Genomic DNA, 21,038 nt, shown 5'->3' with positions numbered 1-21,038 from the left:
GCGCTGTATCTCCACTGCCTGCCCGCCGACATCAACGGCGTCTCCTGTGTGGACGGCGAGGTGGAGGCCGGTGTCTTCGACCGCTACCGCACCCCCCTCTACAGGGAGGCCAGCTTCAAGCCCTATATTATCGCCGCCATGATCTTCCTGGCCAAGGTCAGGGATCCCCAGGCCACCCTGAAGGCCCTGGAGGACCGCGGCACGGCCCGCTGGTTCCAGAAGTAAGCGCGGGAGGGCCCTTCCCGACTTCCGCACTTTCTCCATAAATTCCTGCTTCTTTCCCTCCTTCCTGCAGACCCGCCCGTAACTGCTGATCAAACGGTAATTGCGGACGGGTCCGCTATTTAAAAATGATTTGAACGAGGTGTCATCATGGGGAAACGTATCGTCATCGCCTTGGGCGGCAATGCGCTGGGGGAGAATTTGCCCGAGCAGATGGCCGCGGTCCGTGGGACCGCCCGCGCCATCGCCGATCTGATCCAGGCGGGCCACGAGGTGGTCGTCGCCCACGGCAACGGCCCCCAGGTGGGCATGATCCAGAAGGCCATGGCTGAACTCACCCGATCCGATCCGGAGAGATATATCCCCTGTCCTCTGTCCGTCTGCGTGGCCATGAGCCAAGGCTACATCGGCTATGATCTCCAGAACGCTCTGCGGGAAGAACTGATGGACCGGGGCATTGATAAAGGCGTGGCCACGGTGCTCACCCAGGTGGAGGTAGACCCCGCAGACCCGGCTTTCCAGCATCCCACCAAGCCCATTGGGGCCTTTATGACCAGGGAGGAGGCCGACAAGCTGGTAGCGGAGCGGGGTTACGATGTCGTGGAGGATGCCGGGCGGGGCTGGCGCCGGGTGGTGGCCTCCCCCAAGCCGGTCTCTATTGTGGAGATCAAGTCTATCCGTGATATGGTGGCCGCCGGACTGGTGGTGGTAGCCTGCGGCGGCGGGGGTATCCCGGTTTTTAAGACCGACGGACATCATCTCAAGGGCGCGGCCGCCGTCATCGACAAGGACTTCGCAGCCTGTACCCTGGCCCGGCAGCTGGATGCCGATTGCCTTATCATCCTCACCGCAGTGGAAAAGGTGGCCATTCACTTCGGAAAGCCGAACGTGGAATGGCTCTCCTACCTGACCCCGGCCCGGGCCAGGGCCTATATGGACGACGGCGAGTTCGCCCCCGGCTCCATGCTGCCCAAGGTCCAGGCGGCCGTGGAATTCGCCGAGTCCGCCCCGGGACGCACTGCGCTTATCACACTTCTGGAAAAGGCCGGGGAGGGGATCGAGGGGAGGACTGGTACCCTGATCCGGCAGTAAACGGGACCTGGACCTCTTATGCCAAACAGACAAGGACCGGAAGGGGAAAATAAAAAATTTGACTTACCTTTTTCCTAAAAAATATGCTAAAATATAGAAAGAATGTGCAGAATAGAGACAGACAAGGAAGCCATAGAGCAGACATAGGAGGCAGGTATGTTTCAAAAGGGCGAGCTGATTTTTTACAACAACTCCGGCGCGTGCCGCGTGGAGGCAGTGGGGCCGCTGGAGGGGGCGCGGGGGGCGGACCGGGAGCGGAGCTACTACAAACTCTCGCTGCTGCATGGAGGTGGAACCATTTTCGCCCCTGTGAACAGCCAGGTCTTTATGCGGCCCATCCTGTCGGCGGAGGCGGCCAATGCACTCATCGATACACTCCCCTCCATAGTGGCGTCCGGCTGGAACGAGCGGGGCGTGCGCTCCCTGTCCGACCATTACCATGAAGCCTTCCAGAGCCACAGGTCAGAAGACCTGCTGCAGTTGATGAAGGACATCTATGTCAAATCTCAGGAGTCGCTCCGACGGGGAAAGCGTCTGGGTATGATCGATCAGACCTATAAAAAGAAAGCGGAAGAGCTGGTCTACAGCGAATTCTCCGCGGCTCTGGGCATCCCCTTTGAGGAGGTGGAAGACTATATCGCTAGGAGGCTGGAGTCCCGGGAGAAGAAAAAAGCGTAGCAAAAAGGGCCGCCCTAAGGGCAAGGCTTCATAAAGAAGTTAAGGGCAGGACAGACCGTTGCGGTTTGCCTTGCCCTTTTTATACTGTGTAACCCACTATGACACTTTCGAGGAAAGTGTCCGTGGGTAAGAGTCATGAACTGGAAGTTATTTATCGCATGGTATGTGCTGAATGAATTTCCTGAAGAAGAATTTTCTTGTTATGGCGATGGCTATGCTCGTGTGTCTGACAGATATGATTGTGGCTATGCTCGTGTGTGACTGTATACGTATGTGTCGTTCCATTATGCGTATGAGTGACAAGATGTGTATGAACGTGTTTATGATTACAAATCAGTGTGTCCGCAACTACAAATACAGTACCTGCTATCATAAAAAGCAGGCCAAAGAGGTACACAATTGTAAGTTGCTCTCCATTCACAATGAATGCCAGAGATGCTCCTATAAATGGTGCAACAGAATAATACGCACTCGTCTTTGCCGCACCCAAGTCACGCTGGGCTCTAATATACATAAAAATGCTAAGGCCATACGCTACAAATCCAAGCGCCATCGCCAATATCACATACTCTATTTTCGGTAATGATTCTCCAACTATCTCTGCTATCACAAAGGAACCCATGCCACAGCACAGTCCCTTTATTGTGACAATTTGATAGGTACTCTTTTCGGAAATCCTCCTGGTACAGTTATTCTCCAGCCCCCAGCATACGGCAGCAAGTAAAACAAAGACGGAACCAACAGAAAACTGAAAACTTCCGCTACCCTCAAAAGACAAAATGGCGCTGGAAATGGTAATCAATGCGATGGCTGTCCACAATTTGTTGGATATTTTTTCTTTAAATGCGAGCAAAGCAATCAACGCAGTCGCCACAATTTCAAAATTGCCAAGCAGGGACGCATTTGCCGATGAACCTATACTGATACCAAGCATTAGAAGAATTGGTGCCAGAATATCCAGTATCACCATTCCTATCGTATATGGCAAATCTTCTCTTGCAAGACGATCTTGTTTCTTTTCCTTTCCCCAATGGAACAAATACATAAGCCCTACGCCGACGCCCGCTCCAAAATACAGAAATGAAGCCATAATCGTAGGAGGGATTTTCTGTAATAATTGCTTTGAAAATGGTACATTTAAGGCGTAAAATGATGCTGCCAACAAAGCAAATAAAGTCGCTTTCATTTTTGGTTCCACCATATACTTACTCCCTAAATATGTGTTTATCGGTCGATTCATTATAAAACAGCACCCTCCGAAAAGCAATTTCTTTTCGGAGGGTGCTGACTTCCTTACGGTATGCTCCCCAAGCGGCCCTTTTTTGATGGACAGCTCCCGTTAAAAGAGAACAGCGGGTCCTCTGGGAAGAAGGAGAGAAGTGCCGGCCGGGCGCAGAAACCGGCTCGGACAAGGGAGCTAGTCCAGATAGTCGCCGCAGTCGTGGTTATTATACTGCTTTTTGATCTTTACCAGGATGGAGTCGTCGGGCAGTGTGGTCTCCTCCACGATTTTATACCTGGTGCGGCTGCGGGTAAGCTGATTCTGATACCGTGTGTACTCCTCCTTGACCGCCTGGACGGCGGCATGGCCAAGCTCCTCTTTGAGCTGGAAATGAAGGGTCTGTTCAATACAGGCAGCTTTGACGCGTTTCACAGGGATACCTCCTTGTATTTGATGCAGATATTGTAACATTTCTTAAAAAATAGAGGCAAATGTAAAATATTTTAGCGTTAAAAAGTTTGTAAAAAGTGTCTACGCACAGATGTGATAAAATTGGTAAAACTGCACAGGTGCCTCTCGGCGATTCGGCCTTCCGGTGCAGCCCCTCCCCTTATGCACACGGCCAAGGTCGGGGGAAGACAGCGTGGAGGCCGGAATCCTTGGATTCCGGCCTCCACATTAAAACGGACCTATTGCTATGTATCCCGCTGGCGCGTCGCCTCCCCGGGTGAGACTGGTTCCAGGTGCATGACAGACACCTCAAAAGCCGTGCGGTCCTGTGTCACGCCGTCCACCACCTTCTGGTAGCTCCGACTCTGAAGCCGCCCCTCCAGCTTGACCCCGTCCCCCACGTGCAGGCCGCCGCAGCGCTGGGCCAGCGTGCCCCAGGCGATACAGGGCAGGTAATCGGCCCGGCCATATTTTCGGTTGACCGCCAGCATCAGGTCGCAGATCTCCCGGCCCAGCGGGGTGCGCCGCAGGATCGGAGGCTTGCACAGCACGCCGGAGAGCTCCAGGCAGTTCGCGGGCTCCGCGCGGGTGGGGGAGAGGCTCCGCGCGAAGAGGGTGATGACCAGGCGGCTGCCGGGTCCGGTGCGGTTGTTGAAGGAGCGGACCTCGCCCTGGACCTCCACGCGGTCGCCTGGGGCCAGGGGACAGTCCGTCAGCAGCGGACGGGCCGCCACTACGTTGAGGCGGTCCTCGGCCCCGGAGAGGCGGGGGACCGAGAGGGGAAAAACGTCGTAGCTCACGCCGTGATTCTCATGGGAGAGGACCGGCTCTCCCGCCACTGTGCCGCAGAGTAGCGCCCGGTTCTCATTCCAGCCTGTTTGCATATCGTCCACACTCCGTTTGCATTGATTCTCAGTGGCATGTATATGCAAACTTGTCCCCCGGTATGTCTCCGGGGCGGCCGGAATGGGCGGGAGAGCGGGAAAAGGCGCCCGGTCTTAGGACCGGGCGCCTTGCCACATCGCGGTAAAACCATCCTATGCCGCGGCCATATGTCCGCAGCGGGGAGAAAGACAAACGGGAAGAGCGGAAGGACACCGCCGCACCATCTTACAAAATATCGCTGTCCACCGTGAGATTATCCGTGCCGTGCTCCTCAAATTCGGCGATATAGGCATCGATGCGGGAGTTGAGCTCCTCACAGTTACTGTCATCGATGGGGACGTCGTCCATATCGCGCCGTGCCAGATCCTCGGCCAGGATGTCGAAAAACACGCTGTCCTCGTAGTCCATGATGGCCTCGTGGATACCGCCCTCGGCAAAGGCCCGGGACGGAACGACCTCCCCGTCGTAGACCTCGGCCAGGATGCCCATACCCTCGTCCCTGGCCTTGGAAAAGAGAAGGCTCTCCACCTCGTCGTAATCGGGGATACGGTCCTCCCCACGGGTGGAATTGAGCACCCAGTTTCCGATATAGACCATGTCCAGCAGACGTCTGTACTGCTTTTTCGTCAGTTCCAGCTTCATGTTGAGAACCCTCCTTACCAGGCAGACTGCCCTGCCATCCTTATTATAATGCGTGCGCGCCCAAACCGCAAGTCGGCCGCAGGCCTTTTGCCCGGAAAATCGAGGGAGCGGCTGGTTCGGCAGACATTATTATAGTATATTTCCGGGGCTTGTCAAACGTCACCGGATCGGAAAAAGCCACTTGTTTTTCCAGCCCGTTTCGCATATCATTACTAAGACGGCCGCCGGCATGCCTCCGGCGGGTGTCTGAGAAGGAAAAGCAGGAGGTCTGTTGCGTGGATAATCGGCCAATCGGCGTGTTTGACTCCGGCCTGGGCGGCCTGACGGCGGTGCGCGAGCTGCAGCGGCTGTTGCCCGGGGAGGACATCATCTATTTCGGAGATACTGCGCGGGTGCCCTACGGCGGTCGTTCGCGGGATACCCTTGTGCGCTATGCTAGGCAGGACGTGGCTTTTCTCCGTACCTTTGACCTGAAGGCCATCGTCATCGCCTGCGGCACTGTGTCCACTACGGCCCTGGACGTACTGACGGAGGAAAACGACATTCCCATCTGGGGCGTGGTGGAACCCGCGGCGGAGGCGGCGGCCCGGAGCACGAAAAACGGCCTGGTGGGACTCATTGGTACCCAGGCCACCATTCGCAGCGGGGCGTACGAGCGGCGGATCGCGGCGGAGGCCCCCGGTGTGCGCGTGCTCTCCCGGGCATGTCCGCTCTTTGTGCCGCTGGTGGAGAACGGGCGCTTCCGCCCAGGCGATGTCGTGGCGGAGACGGTGGCGACGGAGTACCTGGAGCCGTTTCAGGATGCCGGCGTGGATACCCTGGTGCTGGGCTGCACCCACTATCCGCTGCTGACCGAGGTCATCGGGAACTGTATGGGGCCCGGCGTGACGCTGGTGAACGTAGGGGAGAAGTGCGCCTGCCGTGTGGCGGAGCGGCTGGGCGGGATGGCCGCCCTGGCGGAACCGGGCAGGCGCGGGGAAAGCCGTTACTATGTCAGCGACAGCGTGGAGGATTTTTCCCGTCTGGCCTCGATCTTCCTGCGGCAGGATGTGGCGGCGGAGGTCACCCAGGTGGATATCTGGCGGTACTGAGGCGCTCCTCGGCGTCCGGCCAAGGCGCACGTTTTTGGGCTTTACATTCCCCTCCTTCTAGTATATAATAACCCGGATTCTATGTGCAACCGAGGTAATTTCCCGATGGATAAAAGCGTTATCATCTCTATCAGGGGGACGCAGACCCTGGACGACAACCCGCCGGAGACCGTGGAGCTCATTACGGAGGGACGGCTGATAGACTGCGGGGAGGAGGGCTATACCCTCACATATCAGGAGAGCGAGCTCACCGGGCTGGAGGGGACCCTCACCACCTTCCAGGTGGAGCCGGACTGCATCACGCTGCTGCGGATGGGAGAATTCAATTCCCAGATGGTCTTTCAGCCGGGGCGGAGGCACTTTTCCATGTATGATACGCCCTATGGGGCGCTTTCGATCGGCATCAACACCCGGAAGATGCGAGCCGCCCTGGATGACCACGGCGGCCAGATCGAAATCGATTACGCCATTGAGATCGACCATGCGGTGGCGGGGGAGAACGCCTTCCACATCGATGTAAGGGAAAAGGAAGCCATCCTGAAGCAGTGAGGGCGCGGACCGGCCCCAAGCCGGTACCGCACAAGTGGAGAGCACAGATAGTATAAGTGATGGAAAGGGGAAGGACATGTCGAATCTGATCCAGTCCGCCAAGAGTCAGGTGGCGGAGCTTACGCAAAAGGCTTATGAGAGGGCCGCGGCGGCCGGACAGCTCCCCGGCGGCCTGGAGGTCGGGGGCTCTGTAGAGATCCCCAAGGACGTCTCCCACGGGGATTACGCCTCCTCCTTCGCAATGGCGGGGGCCAAGGCCATGCACATGGCGCCTCGCGCCATTGCCCAGACCCTCTGCGACCACCTGGATCTGGAGGGCTCCTTTTTTGACAAGGTGGAGATTGCCGGACCTGGCTTTCTCAACTTTACCCTGGGTTCCAGGTGGTACGGCCAGGTCATCGCCGACGTGGAGCGGGAGGGCGCCCGCTATGGCGAGAGCGACGAAGGCCATGGGGAAAAGGTGATGGTGGAGTTCGTCTCTGCCAATCCCACCGGCCCCATGCATATGGGCAACGCCCGGGGCGGCGTGCTGGGTGACACGCTGGCCAACGTCCTGTCCATGGCTGGATACGACACTTGGAAGGAATTCTATGTCAATGACGCCGGCAATCAGATCCACAAGTTCGCCGTGTCGATCGACGCACGCTATCATCAGCTCATCCTGGGCGAGGAGAACTTCGCCTTCCCGGAAGACGGCTACCATGGCGACGACATCCGGGAGCTGGCGCAGGCTTTCCGCGCCGAGCACGGGGACGGCTGGCTGGAGAAGAGCGAGGAGGAGCGTCAGGAGGCGATGGCCCAGTTCGGGCTGAGCGTCAACGTGCCCAAGATGAAGGAGGACCTCCGGCGTTATCAGATCGAGTATGACGAGTGGTTCTTCGAGTCCAGCCTCCATGAGAGCGGCTATGTCCGTGAGACGGTGGAGATGCTCACCCAGCGGGGCTGGACCTACGAAAAGGAAGGGGCCCTGTGGCTCAACACCACCGAGCTCCTCAAGGAAAAGTATATGCGGGAGGGAAAGACCCGCGAGCAGGCGGACAAGCTGGACCTGAAGGATGACGTGCTCCGCCGGGCCAACGGCTTTTATACCTATTTTGCCGCCGACATCGCCTACCACCGCAACAAGCTGGAAAAGCGGGGCTTCTCCAAGGCCGTGAACATCTGGGGGGCCGACCACCACGGCCATGTGGCGCGGCTCCAGGCGGCGCTGGACGGCCTGGGCCTGGACGGCTCTCACCGCCTGGTGGTGGTGCTCATGCAGCTTGTGAACCTCCTCCAGGACGGCAAGCCTGTCCGAATGTCCAAGCGCTCCGGCAAGGCCATTGCCCTCCATGACCTTCTGGATGAGATCTCCGTGGATGCGGCCCGCTATTTCTTTAACTCCCGCAGCAGCAATTCCCCGCTGGACTTCGACCTGGATCTGGCTGTCCGGGAGGATTCGGATAATCCGGTGTACTATGTGCAGTATGCCCACGCCCGCATCTGTTCCCTCATCGCCAAGCTCGCGGAAGAGGGGGCGGCGGTCCCGGCGGCGGGGGACGTGGACGCCGCGCTGCTCGTCCAGCCGGAGGAAAAGGCGCTGCTGAAGGCGCTCTCCATGCTGCCGGAAGAGATCCGGTTGGCGGCGCGGGACTATGATCCCTCCCGCATCAACCGCTATCTGGTGGAGCTGTCAGGCGATTTCCACCGGTTCTATAATGCCTGCCGTATTCGGGAAGAGGCCCCCGCCCTGCGGGATGCCCGCCTCAAGCTGGCGGATACCACCCGGGCCGTCATCGCCGGCGGACTGGGACTGCTGGGGGTGAGCGCCCCGGAAAAAATGTGACGATGCTCAGAGTAAAAAGCTGCGCCTTACCCACGGTAAGGCGCAGCTTTTTTGAGCATGCTCCTCAAAAAGCGCGGGAAAAATCCGGGTAAAAATGCGTAAAATGCACAAAAAGTATAGAAGAAAATTATTGAAATAGCAGAAAATAGTTGGAGGCATTGCAATTAAAAACGTGCTCGTGTTATCATCAAAATGCCTTTACCAGAGGGGAGGAATGCCGGGAAAAACGACATCCCTGCGTAAAAACAGCATTATTTTCAAGAGTTGTCAGGAGGAACGATACATGAAGAATCGTAAAAGTTCAAAGCTGCTGGCCCTGGGCTTGGTCTTTGCCCTGGGACTGGGTCTCTCCACTGCGTTCGCCGCCGTCTCCGTGGCGCCCGCCACCACAAAGGTGACTGTGGACGGTAAGAATGCGTCTGTGGAGGCTTATAATATCGACAACGGGAACAACTACTTCAAGCTCCGCGACTTTGCCGCCAATCTGGATTTCGGCCTCACGTGGGATGCGGCCACCGACACCGCCGCCATCGACACCACCACCCACTACAAGCCCGACGCTACGCAGTTGATCACCGGCAACTGGGCCCCCGCCACCCGGGCGCGCATTCAGGCCGTCATAGATGAGAACGCGGGCAAGGGCCGCTATGTGGTCTTCGATTTCGACAATACCTCCGTTATCTTCGATGTGCAGGAGGCCCTGCTGGTCTACCAGACCGAGAACCTGATCTTCAAGATCGCCCCCGAGGACATGGAGGCCGTGCTGGAGACCGGCATCCCCGATCTTGATAAGGAGATGGGCAAGAGCATCGACGGCAAGACCATCACCCCCGCCACGCTGGTGGCCGATCTGGTGTCCGATTACACCTGGATCTACAACAACTACTCCGGGATGAAGGGAGACAAGGATCTGGCCTACATCCACGCCTCCAACGAGTACCAGGATTTCGCCGCCAAGCTGCGCTTTATGTACAACAACTTGGGCGACTACTTTGATCACGCCGTCTCCTATCCCTGGGTCACCTATCTCTTCACCGGCATGACCCCTGAAGAGGTACAGGAGCTGGCGACCGCCTCCCATGAATATTGGGCCGGCTACGGCCGCTATGCCTCCGAGACCTGGACCTCTCCCATCGAGCTCCCCGGCGAGACCGGGATCGTCAGCGCCTCCTACACCACTGGCGTCACCTTCACGGATGAGCTGGTGGATCTCTATCATACACTGATGGCCAACGATATCGACGTGTATATCGTCTCCGCCTCCCCCATCGACACCATCCTGGCCGCCAACGAGTGCATGGGGTATGGCGTACCTGAGGATCAGGTCTTTGCCATGCGCAACAAGCTGGATGAGAACGGCCGCTATATCAATGAGTATGACTACGACTGGGGCGGCGAGGGCATGTATGCCCAGACCCAGGGTGAGGGCAAGAGCACCATCATCACCAATTTCATCGCCCCCAAGTATGACGGCGCGGGCCCCCTGATCGTCTTCGGCGACAGTGCGGGCGACTGGAACATGATGACCGACTGGATGGAGTCCGGCGATACGGTGCTGGGCGTCATCTTCAACCGCTACCGCAAGCCCTCCAGCGATCCCATTTGGGAGGGTTCCAACGAGGCTGCCCAGACCATCGGCGACGCCGACGCCCGTTTTGTGCTCCAGGGCCGGGACGAGAACAAGGGCCAGCTCCGTCCCAGCGAGTACTCCATTCTGCTGGGCCAGACCGAGGAAGTCCTGGTCCGCCCCGCCTCCTGACAATTCGCCCGCCTGCGGGCGATGATAAAAAGCAAGGGCCGCCGACAGGCGGCCCTTGCTTTTTTCATCCGGCCTGTGATATACTGAGCAGAACAAACTGGAAGAACATGAGGAGGAATCCTATATCATGGAGCCCATACCCTTATCCCTGCCCATTCTGATGGATGGGGCCACCGGCACCGAACTGCAGAAGAGGGGCATGCCCCAGGGGGCTTGCACCGAGCAGTGGGCCCTGGAACACCCGGAGGCCCTGCTGGAGCTCCAGCGGAGCTATGTGGAGGCAGGGGCCGGCGTGCTGGTGACCCCGACGCTGGGGGCCAACCGGGGCGCGCTGGAGAGATTTGGACTGGAGGGGCATCTGGAGGAGTACAATCGGCGCCTCACCGCGCTCACCCGCCAAGCCGCGGCGGGCCGGGCCTTGGTGGCCGGGGATCTGGGACCCACCGGACAGGCCATCCCCCCCTATGGAGAGACCCCTTTTGAGGCGCTGGTGGACCTGTATGCCGAGCAGGCGGGCGTCCTGCTCTCCTCCGGGGTGGATCTCTTTTTGGTGGAGAGCGTCATGGCCATGGCGGAGGCCCGGGCCGCCGTACTGGGGATTCGAAAAGCCGGAGGGGACAAGCCTGTTCTGGTAACCTGCTATTGCGACGACGAGGGGCGCACTCCCACGGGTACGGACGTGCTGGCCTGTGCCATTGTGATGCAGGGCATGGGGGTGGCCGCTTTTGGCCTCAACTGTGTGGACCCTGCTGTGGCTGAAGAGCAGCTCACCCGTCTCCACCTCTATACGGATATGCCCCTCATTGCCGAGCCCAGCGCCGGCCTGCCGGAGACCTTGTCGGATGGAACGCCGGCCTATCAGGACAATGCCGGGGAATTCGCCAAAAGGGTCCCGAGCTGGGCGGCGGCGGGTGTGCGCATCTTCGGCGGCTGTTGCGGCACCAACCCGGGCCATATCCGGGCGATGCGGGAAGCGTTGGAGCAGATCGATTTTTCCGCGTTTCCACCGGTGGCGAAGGACCCGGACGTGATCCCCTGTGCCAGCGAGAAGGAGGCCCGGTTCATCACTCCGGACGTGGATGTGGGAGAGACCATCGAGTGTACCCCCGATCTGGTGGAGGATATCCTGGAGGCGGAGGAGGAGAGACCGGTGGGGGCGCTCCGTATCGCCATCCTGGAAGAAGATGATCTGGAGATCTTCGCCGAGGAGCAGTACGCCATCAAGGACGCCCTTTGTCTCTGGTCCGATGTGCCGGAGCTGATGGAGGGGGCTCTGCGGGTCTATCAGGGCCGGGCCTTTTACGACGGCACCGCCGAACTGGAGCCGGAGGTGCTGGAACGACTTTCCAGACTCTATGGGCTCATCGTACTCTAAAAAGCAGCCTCTGATTTTGTGGTGTCAAAAAGCCTCAACGAGAGAAAAAACTTGCCATCATGGCGTTTTCGCCTGTTAATGTAAGGGGGAAAACGATGGAACACAGAGGTACCGTTCCAATCGATACAAAACGACTTCTGCTGAGACGGTTTACAGCGAATGATATTCAACACGCTTTTGATAATTGGACGAGTGACAGCAGAGTAACAGAATTCTTGAGATGGCCGACGCATCGGGATATTACAGTTACGGAAACGGTTTTAAAAAGCTGGATTGAAAATTACAAGGATAAGACGTTTTATCAGTGGGGCATCGTTTTGAAAGAAATCGATGAGCCAATTGGAACCATATCCGTTGTGGACATGGATGAAAAAACAAGCAAGGTCCATATTGGATATTGCATTGGGAGTAAGTGGTGGAATAAGGGATATACGAGCGAGGCATTTTCTGAAATTATTCCATTTTTCTTCCATAAGGTGAAGGCCAAAAGAATCGAGTCCCAGCATGACCCTGAGAACCCGAATTCGGGTAAGGTGATGGAAAAATGCGGATTGTCATTTGAGGGAGTTTTACGGAAGGCCGATTGGAGCAACAGAGGAATTGTAGATGCGGCTATGTATAGTCTGCTGGCAGAGGATTACGACAAGGCAACTGGATCAATCCCAATTTGCCCGGATGCATAAAATCAATGAAAAACGCTGTGCCTCTTTTTTAAGAAGCACAGCGTTTTTGGTTGGGAGCGGTCAACCACACTTGGAATAGCCGCAGTTCCGGCATGTGACGCAGCCGCCCTCATGCTCCAGCCGGCTGCCGCACTCGGGGCAGAACTTGGCCTGCTTGGCCTCGGCGGGGGTCATGGAGGGGCTTGGGGCCCCCTGGGGCCGGATGGGCTCCATCGGGGGCGGACAGGGGGGTATCTCCTGGTTTTTGGAGGCCTTCATGACCTTTTCAATGGCCTTGGCAATGGCGTCGGGACAGGAGGTGACGGCCATACCCTGCTGGCGGATGGTGGAGGGACAGCGGATGCCCTTGAGCTGACGGATCAGCTCGTCGCTGTCCACACCCGCCCGCAGGGCCACCGACATGAGCCGGGCCGTAGCCTCGGACTGCGAGGGGCAGCCGCCCGCCCGCCCGGTGTTGGTAAAGACCTCGCAGATACCCTGCTCGTCGTAATTGACGGTAATATACAGGTTACCGCAGCCGATCTTCACTTTTTCCGTGTAGCCCATGGTCACGTCGGGCCGGGGCCGGGGCATGATGGAGCCGTTGCGAAGGAGACATGCGGTGGAGTCGCAATTGGACTCCAGCAGCTTTTCCACGTGGTCGGGAAGGGGCGCCGATCCGGACTCGGCAGGCTTGCCGTCGTTTACCTTGCCAATATTCAGCACCTGCTCGTCCCGGGAGCCGTCCCGGTAGATGGTGGTGCCCTTGCACCCCAGCTCATAGGCCAGGCGGTAGACCTCGGCGACCTCTTCCCGGGTGGCGGAATTGGGGAAGTTCACCGTCTTGGAGACCGCGTTGTCGGTGTACTCCTGGAACGCGGCCTGCATTTTCACATGCCAGATGGGGGAGACGTCGTGGGCGCAGACAAAGACCCGGCGGATATCCTCCGGAACACCGGGAACATGGGCCAGGGTGCCCTTCTCCACGATCTCCCGCATGAGGGCATCGGAGAAAAGTCCGCGCTCCGCCAGCTTGTCCTTCAGGATCTGGTTGGTCTCGATCAGGTGGGTGTTGTCCATCACGTTGCGGATGTAGGCATAGGCAAAGACGGGCTCCACGCCGGAGGAGACGCCGGCAATGATAGACAGGGTGCCGGTGGGAGCGATGGTGGTAACGGTGGCGTTGCGGAGAGGCTTGCCGTCCCGATAGATACTTTCGGCGAATAGGGGGAAGGCGCCCCGGGTCTCAGCCAGCCGCTGGCTCTCCTGATGGCCGATGGTCTGCACCAACTCCATGACGGTTTTGGCCATGGAGACTCCCGCGTCGGAGTTGTAGGGGATGCCCATGTAGAGGAGCATATCCGCAAATCCCATGACCCCCAGGCCGATCTTCCGGGTCAGTTTGGTCACCCTGTCAATCTCCGGCAGGGGATACTGATTGACCTCAATCACGTTATCCAGGAAATGGACGGCAGCCCGAATGGTCTTTTCCAGCTTGCCGCGGTCCAGTGTATAGCCCTCTGCGGTCTGCCTGAGGTGGTTGACCAGATTGATGGAGCCCAAGTTGCACGCCTCATAGGGCAGCAGAGGCTGCTCTCCGCAGGGGTTGGTGGACTCAATTTCCCCCTGTCCGGGGCAGGGGTTGTCTCGATTCAAGCGATCCAGGAAGATGATGCCGGGCTCACCCGTCTGCCAGGCGGAGTTGACGATGGCCTCGAACACCGCCCGGGCGCTGAGCTGTCCGGTGACCTTCTTGGATGCGGGGTCCACAAGATCATAGCTCCCGCCGGACTCTACAGCGGCCATGAAGGCCTCGGTAAGGCCAACGGAGATATTGAAGTTGGTAATCTCCTTGGTGTCGTTCTTGCAGGTAATAAAGTCCATGATATCGGGGTGGTCCACCCGGAGAATACCCATATTGGCCCCCCGACGGGTACCGCCCTGCTTTACCGCCTCGGTGGCGGCGTTGAAGACCTTCATAAAGGAGATGGGGCCGCTGGCTACACCCCCGGTGGAGTTTACCGTGGAGCCCTTGGCCCGCAGCCGGGAGAAGGAAAAACCGGTGCCGCCGCCGGACTTGTGGATCAAGGCGGCGTTCTTGATGGCGTCGAAGATGTGCTCCATGGAGTCCTCCACCGGAAGCACGAAGCAGGCCGAGAGTTGTCCCAGCGGACGGCCGGCGTTCATGAGGGTAGGGGAGTTGGGGAGAAAGTCCAGGCTGGTCATCAGCTCATAAAAGAGTTTGGCCGTGGACGCCACATCGGCCTTGGGGTCGAAGCGCGCATCGGCTGCGGCGACCGCGTCCGCCACCCGGTGAAAAAGCTCGTCCACCGTCTCAACAGGCTCTCCGTGCTCGTCACGGATCAGATAGCGCCGCTCCAGGACGGCGCGGGCATTTTCGGAAATGGGCATATATCTCGCTCCTCTTTTGTGGGATGAATCCTGCGGATGTGCACCAGATATTGTATCATGGAAAACACTGTTGTCAATATATCGTTGTGTAGAAAAAAGAAGGGTCTGAAAAGGAATGCGCCCTGAAGTCCTTGGGGGAAGGGAGAAGAGGGGGACAAAGAAAAAATTTGCGGCCCTCCTCCTGAAAAAGCAGAGGAAGGCCGCAGCACGTGCAGAATGTAAGGTTGGCGGCGGGACTGAGCCCGTTCAGTCCTCCCCCAGGCGGGCCAGGGGCAGGACCATCGTCATCCGGGTGCCGATCCCCTCCCGGGAGAGGACCTCAAACCAGCCGCCGTGGCGCTCCACAATCCATTTGGCGATGGCCAGACCCAGGCCGGTGCCGCCGGTCTGGCGGGCCCGGGACTGATCCGTGCGGAAAAAGCGGTCAAAAATATGCGGGAGACTTTCGGCGTCGATGCCCTGGCCCTCATCCTGGACAGAGAGGCGGGCCAGGCCCCCGCCCGCCTCCACCCGGAGGGTGATTCGGCCTCCGGCGGGAGTATATTTGATGCTGTTGTCCACCAGGACCCGGAGACACTGCTTGATGAGCCCGAGGTCGGCGTGGACGGGTACGGGACCGGTGGACCACTGCGCGGAGAAGAGATGGGTCTGATCGATCATCTCGGTCTCCTTGAGGACCTGAGCGGCCACCTCCGTAAGGTCAAAGTCCGTCTGGTCGATGTGCATGGAATCATTGTCCCCCCGAGCCAGGAAGAGAAGCTGCTCCACCAGCTCCTTCATGGCGTCGGCCTCGGAACGGATGGCGTCGATGGCCTCCTGCATGGTGTCTGGGTCATCCTTGCCCCATCGATCCAGGAGATTGGCGTAACCCTGGATGACAGAGATGGGGGTCCGGAGCTCGTGAGAGGCGTCGGAGACGAAGCGCATCTGAGAGCGATAGGCCTCATTGATGCGATCCAGCATGGCATTGATGGCCTGGGCCAAGGTCTTGAGCTCCTTCTGGGTGCCGCTGACCGGAATGCGCTTATCCAAGTGGGTGGCGTTGATCTCATCCAGCCTTCCCGCCAGAGCGGAGAGCTCCTCCGGAGACATGGAGGAGGCGTTTCCCAGCCGGGTGGCCGCAGCGGCCAGCTCCTGAATGGGTTTGAGGGTGCGCCTGATGGTGCCCGCGTTTTTAAACAGATTGCACAACAGACTCACCAATTGGCAGATAAGCAGCACCCGCCCGGCAAAGACCGCCAAGGTGATCTGGTGCTCCAGATCCAGGGTGATGGCGTAGGGTTCGCCGTTGTTGGGCAGGGCGACGGTGTAGGTCACGTCCCGGCCCGGATGAGAGGTCCAGGGGCCGAAGAAGAAGGGGGCGGCGCCCAGATCCAGGGTGCGCAGGCTCCCGGAGAGCGGGTCGTCGCGGAGAGAACCCAGGTTGAAATACGCGCCGTTGAGGAGAAAGCCGGCCCGGTCTGGGGGCTCGGTCAGTGCGGACACGGTATAGTCCCCGGCGGCCATCCAGACGGTGGCCTCGGCAGAGGGCACACCGCGCTCCTCCACCAGGGCGGACACATCGGCACACTGCCGGTCGGCCCAGAGCAGGACGCCTCCCCCGGTCAGCAGCAGGAGGAGAAGGTCCATAAAGACATAGATGCCCAGCAGACGCAGGAAAAGACGCAGGTTCAGCCGCAGGACGATGGAGGATTTTACCCGCCCCCGGGGCTTTTGGCTTTGTTTTGACGGCATGGCGGACGCCTCCCTTGCGGAGCGGGGTGGAGTGTGCTACTCGGTCAGCGCGTCCAGCACCGGGGAGAGCTGCTCCGTGCTCACCCAGTCGCCGCCTTTGGCAAAGGCCTCCTGCATGGCGCGCGCGCCCTCGTCCTCGGCGGACGCTTTGGAGACCATTCTGGACATCAGAGACATCATGGGTCGATAGAGACCCGTGAGCCGCTCCGGGGCGTAGCCGCCCCGGAGGTAGAAAAAGGGGAGGTTCTCCAGATGATTTTGGGCGCGGACCTGATCGGTGTATGCCGTCCCGGCAGGGCTCATGCCGACGGCGCACACCGCCTGCACCTTGTAGCGGGCCCGGGCCTTTCGGAGGCCTTTGATCCCACCTGCGCACAGCCAGCCCAGATAGAGAACCGCCGCGCCCCGGTCCGGGCCGGGCACGGCGCCCAGCGCAAAGCAGGGCAGGCCGGTCCGCTCTGAGAGAAGATCGGCGTATCGGCGGGTAAAACCGGTGGCGGAGGCATATACGATGGCGGACGGGCTCATGACGCATCCTCCTCCCGGACCACATAGCCCACGCCCCGGACCGTGTGGATGATCTTTACACCGAACTTTTCGTCGATCTTGGAACGGAGAAAGCGGATGTATACGTCCACGGCGTTGGTTTCCCCGGCGAAGTCGAAGCCCCAGACATGGTCCAGAAGGGATTCCCGGGAGATGACCTTCTCCTTGTTTTCCAACAGATAGTGCAGTAGGTCGAATTCCCGCCGGGTGAGCTCTACGGGAGCGCCCCTCACCGTTACCTCGTGGCGCTCGGTGTCCATGACCAGGGCGCCGCAGGTGAGCTTGGGGGCCTCCGCCGGGGCGGAGGGCCGCTTGCGCAGAGCCGCCCGGATGCGGGCCAGCAGTTCTTCGATGGCGAAGGGCTTGGTGATATAGTCGTCCGCCCCGGAGTCCAGGCCGGACACCTTGTCCACCACTGTGTCACGGGCGGTGAGCATGATAACAGGCGCCTGACTTTCCCGCCGCAGACGGCGGAGCACCTCCATGCCGGACATGCCTGGGAGCATGATGTCTAGCAAGATCAGATCGTGCTCCCCTGAGAGGGCCCGCTCCAGGCCCGTTCGGCCGTCGAAGGCCTTTTCTACCTCGTAGCCCTCATATCGGAGCTCCAGCTCCACCATCCGGGCCAGCTTTTCCTCGTCCTCGACGAGCAGGATTTTTTCCGCCAAGGGACAAGCCTCCTTTCAAAAACACCGTCACCGCCTGCGGCCGCACCCCCGCTCCTGAAGCGCCGCGCGGATCTTGTCCCGCAGGGCTGCCGCCTTGGAGGAGAGCCGGGCGGTAGCCCGATCCATCGACTCCCGGTCCAGGTCCGGCCCGCCGAAGCGATAGCGGAAGCCCAGTACCAGCCCCAGGGCCAGTACGAGCGCCGTGATCCAGAAAAAGAAGACCAGGAGCAGCAGAAGGATCAGCAGGGGCATGGAGGTCACCCGCCTGCCCCGGCGGCGGATCTCCAGATAGTTCTCTACGCTCCGACGGGCCAGATCCCGCAGGGCTGTGGTCAGAACCGGCGGAGAGAGATCCTCGCGGGTCCGTCGCCAACCGCCCGTACGGCACCCTCCCGCATTGGAGACGGGGAGAGCGGAGGCGGGACCCGCGCCGCCCTGGGGCCGGGTGGTATAAAACCCGCCCCGGGCTGGAGGCAGGGCGCTGCCCTGCCGTTCCAGCTCCAGAAGAGCCTCCAGCAGGTCCCCGTTCCGGCGCTCCAGGGCGGAGAGCGCGGCGATCTCGTCCGCGCCGGAGGCCGCGCAGAGCCTTTTCACTTGTTCCGGCGTCACGGTCATAAAAGAGGCCCCTCCCTCCCGGCTTATTATGGACAGTATACCCCAACGGGGAGAAAAAGGGAATTTACAAAATCTTTAAAACAGATTAAATTATATCCAAGAATCCTGTGGAGGGCAAGCCGGGGTTTACCATGACGGGCGGGGTATGCTATAATAACAGGAGAATATCCGCCCTGAATGGCCGGAAGAGGAGGCGCGGAGGAGATGAAAAAGAAAATTCCGGCGGCCCTGTGCGCCGCCATACTGCTGCTGGGGCTGGTGCTTCAGGCCGCGGCCGCCGGTGAGGACTGGGATGCAAACGTAATCTTCCTGGGACTCAACGACAGCCCCATGCCCCTCAACGACAGCACCATGCCCATCCGGGTGGGCGGGACCATCTATGTCCCCTACACCACCTTTGTGGCCAATCAGAACGGCGGGATCAAGCTGGGCGTATTTGACGGGGGACAGAACAAGACCCAAAACACGCTCACGCTCTTCAACAGCGACGCGAAAAATCTGACCTTTGACCTGCGGACTGGGGTATCCTATGATTACTATCCGAACGGAGAGCGGAAGACGCCCACCGCCATTATCCGCAACGGGCAGATCTATGTCTCAGCCAGCTCTACCTGCGCCTATTTCGGGCTGGAGTGTACCCAAGGCAACATTGTTTTTGGGACAAAGTATTACCCCTATATCCGTATCCACAACGCAGATGCCAGCCTCAGCGACCAGCAGTTCCGGGGATCAGTGACCACCCCGTACCTCATCCAGCTCCAAAATTACTACCGCACCGTCACGGCCCAGACCGGCGGGGAGACCGGGGGCGAGTCCACGCCGCCCTCCGCCAGCCTGCCCACGCCTGCGCCGGACAGCCGGGACGAGCGGGCGGTACGGGTCTATCTGGCCCTCCGCTGCGATACAGGGGAGGCGGGAGAGGCGGTGCTGGACGCGCTGGCCCGGGAGGGCAGGGCGGCGCTGCTCCTGTTCCCGGCGGACCGGCTGGCGCAGCGGGACGACCTGATCCGCCGGGCCATGGGGGAGGGGCATGTCGTCGGCCTGTTCACACAGGCGGACACGCCCGCGGCGGCCCGGGAGGAGTTGCAGGCCGCCAATGAGCTTCTGGCCCATATCGGAAGGACCTCCACCCGAATTGTGCTGGCGGAGGACCGGTCGGTGGCCGATACGCTGGAGTCCGAGGGCTGGCTGTGCTGGCAGGGGAACCTGAGCGGCCTGCCGGAGGGGAGAGGGAGCGGAACGGTCTACAGCGAGCTCCTCCGGGCGCTGGAGGCCAGGGAGAACACGGCGCGCATCACGCTGGACGACAGCGCCACGTCTGCCGCGGTGCTGGGCCGGCTGCTGACCGCCCTGCGGGAAGACCGCTACGATTACCACGTGGCGGTGGAGACGGAATTTTGATCGAGGGGGCGCACCATGAGACAGCGATACTTTGACAGCGCGGCCACGACCCGGCCCAAAGCGCCCGGCGTATCGGAGGCCGCGGCGGACTTTCTGGACCGGGTATGCTGCAACATCGGCCGCGGCGACTACCAGAGCGCCTACGACGCGGAAAATGTGGCGCTGGAGGTGCGGGAGAAGCTCTGCGCGCTTCTGGGCGGGCCGGCCCCCCAGAATGTGATCTTCACGCCTGGCTGCACCCACTCCCTCAACTATGTCGTCAAGGGCCTCCTGGAGCCCGGGGACCGGGCGGCCGTCTCCACCATGGAGCATAACGCCGTGCTGCGTCCGCTGAAACAGATGGAGCGCTGGGGTGTGTCTGTGGACTACCTGCCCTGCAGCCGGCAGGGAGAACTGCTTTTGGAGCAGGTGGAGGGGTGCCTGACGGAGCGGACAAGGCTTGTGGTGCTCACCCACGCTTCCAACGTGTGCGGCACCCGGATGCCCATTGAGGCGGTGGGAAAACTGTGCCGGGAGCGGGGCATCTTCTTCTGTGTGGACGCCGCCCAGAGCGCCGGGCTGCTCCCCATCGATATGGACGCCATGTGTATCGACGCGCTGGCCTTCCCTGCCCATAAGGGGTTGATGGGACCGCAGGGGCTGGGGGGCTTACTCCTCACCGACGCCCTGGCAGAGCGGCTCACACCTCTCATTGCGGGGGGGACGGGGAGCCTTTCGGACCTGGAGAGTATGCCCGGCTTCCTTCCGGACCGGTTTGAAGCGGGCACGCTGAATCTTCCCGGGATTTACGGGCTCCGGGCCGCACTGGACTGGGGCGTTGCCCAGGGGTGGGAGAACCTGCGCCGGCGGGAGAAGAGGCTGACCGGCCATCTCATCGCCCGGATGCGGGAGATGGAGGAGGACGGATTGCGGGTGCTGGGGACGCTGGACGCCGAACGCCAGGTGGGTGTGGTATCGGTGGATTTTCCGGGCCTGGACAATGCCGAGGCCGCCTTCCGCCTGGAAAAGGAGTTCGGCATACAGGCCCGGTGCGGCCTTCACTGTGCCCCGCTGGCCCATAAGACCCTGGGGACCTTCCCCCAGGGGACGGTCCGCTTTTCCGTGAACCCCCTCACCCGGTTCGAGGACATCGACTACCTTCAGGCCGCTGTGTGCGAGGTCATGGGGATATGAGAATCCAAATGCGTGTGCGCGCCGGGGCGTAAAAAGG

At 60.1% G+C, this 21,038-nt stretch carries 19 protein-coding genes and 1 pseudogene; 11 read left to right on the top strand and 9 right to left on the bottom strand.

Annotated features, from left to right (window positions below; all coding sequences use genetic code 11):
* From ABUA09_RS10140 to ABUA09_RS10130, 3 genes and pseudogenes are all read left to right on the top strand, one after another.
* Positions 1–225 (top strand): annotated as a pseudogene (locus tag ABUA09_RS10140) (knotted carbamoyltransferase YgeW); the annotation flags it as partial.
* A 147-nt stretch (positions 226–372) separates the two neighbouring features.
* The gene (gene arcC, locus ABUA09_RS10135; RefSeq protein ID WP_058118407.1) at positions 373–1,314 is read left to right on the top strand and encodes a carbamate kinase; all 942 of its coding nucleotides are present in this window, start codon (positions 373–375) and stop codon (positions 1,312–1,314) included.
* Positions 1,315–1,470: 156 nt separating this feature from the next.
* The gene (locus tag ABUA09_RS10130; protein WP_058118406.1) at positions 1,471–1,992 is read left to right on the top strand and encodes a CarD family transcriptional regulator; all 522 of its coding nucleotides are present in this window, start codon (positions 1,471–1,473) and stop codon (positions 1,990–1,992) included.
* Positions 1,993–2,143: 151 nt separating this feature from the next.
* Here the strand turns inward: ABUA09_RS10130 and ABUA09_RS10125 are convergent, their stop codons facing one another.
* The 4 genes from ABUA09_RS10125 to ABUA09_RS10110 form a co-directional block, all read right to left on the bottom strand.
* Positions 2,144–3,193, bottom strand: coding sequence for a DMT family transporter (locus ABUA09_RS10125; RefSeq protein WP_279203478.1), 1,050 nt, complete (start codon positions 3,191–3,193; stop codon positions 2,144–2,146).
* A 216-nt stretch (positions 3,194–3,409) separates the two neighbouring features.
* On the bottom strand, positions 3,410–3,646 hold the full coding sequence (locus tag ABUA09_RS10120) for a hypothetical protein (RefSeq protein ID WP_279203480.1): 237 nt from the start codon (positions 3,644–3,646) through the stop codon (positions 3,410–3,412).
* A gap of 263 nt (positions 3,647–3,909) precedes the next feature.
* On the bottom strand, positions 3,910–4,548 hold the full coding sequence (locus tag ABUA09_RS10115; protein WP_058118361.1) for a single-stranded DNA-binding protein: 639 nt from the start codon (positions 4,546–4,548) through the stop codon (positions 3,910–3,912).
* A 226-nt stretch (positions 4,549–4,774) separates the two neighbouring features.
* The gene (locus ABUA09_RS10110) at positions 4,775–5,191 is read right to left on the bottom strand and encodes a hypothetical protein (RefSeq protein ID WP_033116599.1); all 417 of its coding nucleotides are present in this window, start codon (positions 5,189–5,191) and stop codon (positions 4,775–4,777) included.
* Between the two features lie 275 nt (positions 5,192–5,466).
* Here ABUA09_RS10110 and murI point away from each other — a divergent pair, with 275 nt between their 5' ends.
* The 6 genes from murI (at position 5,467) to ABUA09_RS10080 (ending at position 12,473) form a co-directional block, all read left to right on the top strand.
* The gene (gene murI, locus ABUA09_RS10105; protein ID WP_195974023.1) at positions 5,467–6,282 is read left to right on the top strand and encodes a glutamate racemase; all 816 of its coding nucleotides are present in this window, start codon (positions 5,467–5,469) and stop codon (positions 6,280–6,282) included.
* 105 nt (positions 6,283–6,387) lie between these two features.
* A complete protein-coding gene (locus tag ABUA09_RS10100) occupies positions 6,388–6,831 on the top strand; it encodes a YwiB family protein (RefSeq protein ID WP_058118359.1) in 444 nt (147 codons plus the stop codon).
* 76 nt (positions 6,832–6,907) lie between these two features.
* Positions 6,908–8,656 carry an arginine--tRNA ligase gene (gene argS, locus ABUA09_RS10095; RefSeq protein ID WP_033116596.1) on the top strand — a complete coding sequence of 583 codons (1,749 nt, stop codon included), beginning with the start codon at positions 6,908–6,910 and terminating at the stop codon, positions 8,654–8,656.
* Positions 8,657–8,939: 283 nt separating this feature from the next.
* Complete coding sequence (locus ABUA09_RS10090) at positions 8,940–10,415, top strand: HAD family hydrolase (RefSeq protein WP_279203488.1); 1,476 nt, start codon at positions 8,940–8,942, stop codon at positions 10,413–10,415.
* A gap of 127 nt (positions 10,416–10,542) precedes the next feature.
* Complete coding sequence (locus ABUA09_RS10085) at positions 10,543–11,790, top strand: homocysteine S-methyltransferase family protein (protein ID WP_195608209.1); 1,248 nt, start codon at positions 10,543–10,545, stop codon at positions 11,788–11,790.
* 95 nt (positions 11,791–11,885) lie between these two features.
* Positions 11,886–12,473, top strand: coding sequence for a GNAT family N-acetyltransferase (locus ABUA09_RS10080; RefSeq protein ID WP_033116593.1), 588 nt, complete (start codon positions 11,886–11,888; stop codon positions 12,471–12,473).
* A 60-nt stretch (positions 12,474–12,533) separates the two neighbouring features.
* On the opposite strand, the gene ABUA09_RS10075 is transcribed toward ABUA09_RS10080, so the two are convergent.
* From ABUA09_RS10075 to ABUA09_RS10055, 5 genes are all read right to left on the bottom strand, one after another.
* Entirely contained in the window at positions 12,534–14,864 is a 2,331-nt protein-coding gene (locus ABUA09_RS10075; protein WP_208319995.1) for a vitamin B12-dependent ribonucleotide reductase, read from the bottom strand.
* 246 nt (positions 14,865–15,110) lie between these two features.
* Positions 15,111–16,598, bottom strand: coding sequence for a sensor histidine kinase (locus ABUA09_RS10070; RefSeq protein ID WP_279203494.1), 1,488 nt, complete (start codon positions 16,596–16,598; stop codon positions 15,111–15,113).
* 36 nt (positions 16,599–16,634) lie between these two features.
* Positions 16,635–17,126: a hypothetical protein gene (locus ABUA09_RS10065; protein ID WP_208319996.1), complete on the bottom strand. Its 492-nt coding sequence runs from the start codon at positions 17,124–17,126 to the stop codon at positions 16,635–16,637.
* Positions 17,123–17,812, bottom strand: coding sequence for a response regulator transcription factor (locus ABUA09_RS10060; protein WP_033116589.1), 690 nt, complete (start codon positions 17,810–17,812; stop codon positions 17,123–17,125). Before ABUA09_RS10060 ends, ABUA09_RS10065 begins: the two co-directional genes overlap by 4 nt.
* Before the next feature lie 27 nt (positions 17,813–17,839).
* Positions 17,840–18,427, bottom strand: a complete 588-nt coding sequence (locus ABUA09_RS10055) for a hypothetical protein (protein WP_208319997.1) — start codon at positions 18,425–18,427, stop codon at positions 17,840–17,842.
* Between the two features lie 204 nt (positions 18,428–18,631).
* On the opposite strand from ABUA09_RS10055, the gene ABUA09_RS10050 reads away from it, so the two are divergent.
* Both ABUA09_RS10050 and ABUA09_RS10045 read left to right on the top strand, forming a co-directional pair.
* Positions 18,632–19,828, top strand: coding sequence for a hypothetical protein (locus ABUA09_RS10050; RefSeq protein ID WP_279203498.1), 1,197 nt, complete (start codon positions 18,632–18,634; stop codon positions 19,826–19,828).
* Positions 19,829–19,843: 15 nt separating this feature from the next.
* Positions 19,844–21,001 carry an aminotransferase class V-fold PLP-dependent enzyme gene (locus ABUA09_RS10045; protein WP_033116586.1) on the top strand — a complete coding sequence of 386 codons (1,158 nt, stop codon included), beginning with the start codon at positions 19,844–19,846 and terminating at the stop codon, positions 20,999–21,001.
* The last annotated feature ends 37 nt before the right edge of the window (positions 21,002–21,038 follow it).

It is taken from the genome of Intestinimonas sp. RTP31139st1_F5_RTP31139_211217 (assembly GCF_040226735.1).
GTDB lineage: Bacteria > Bacillota > Clostridia > Oscillospirales > Oscillospiraceae > Intestinimonas > Intestinimonas butyriciproducens.
The sequence above is the reverse complement of the archived record's forward strand: the minus strand, read 5'-3'. Positions and strand labels throughout refer to the sequence as shown.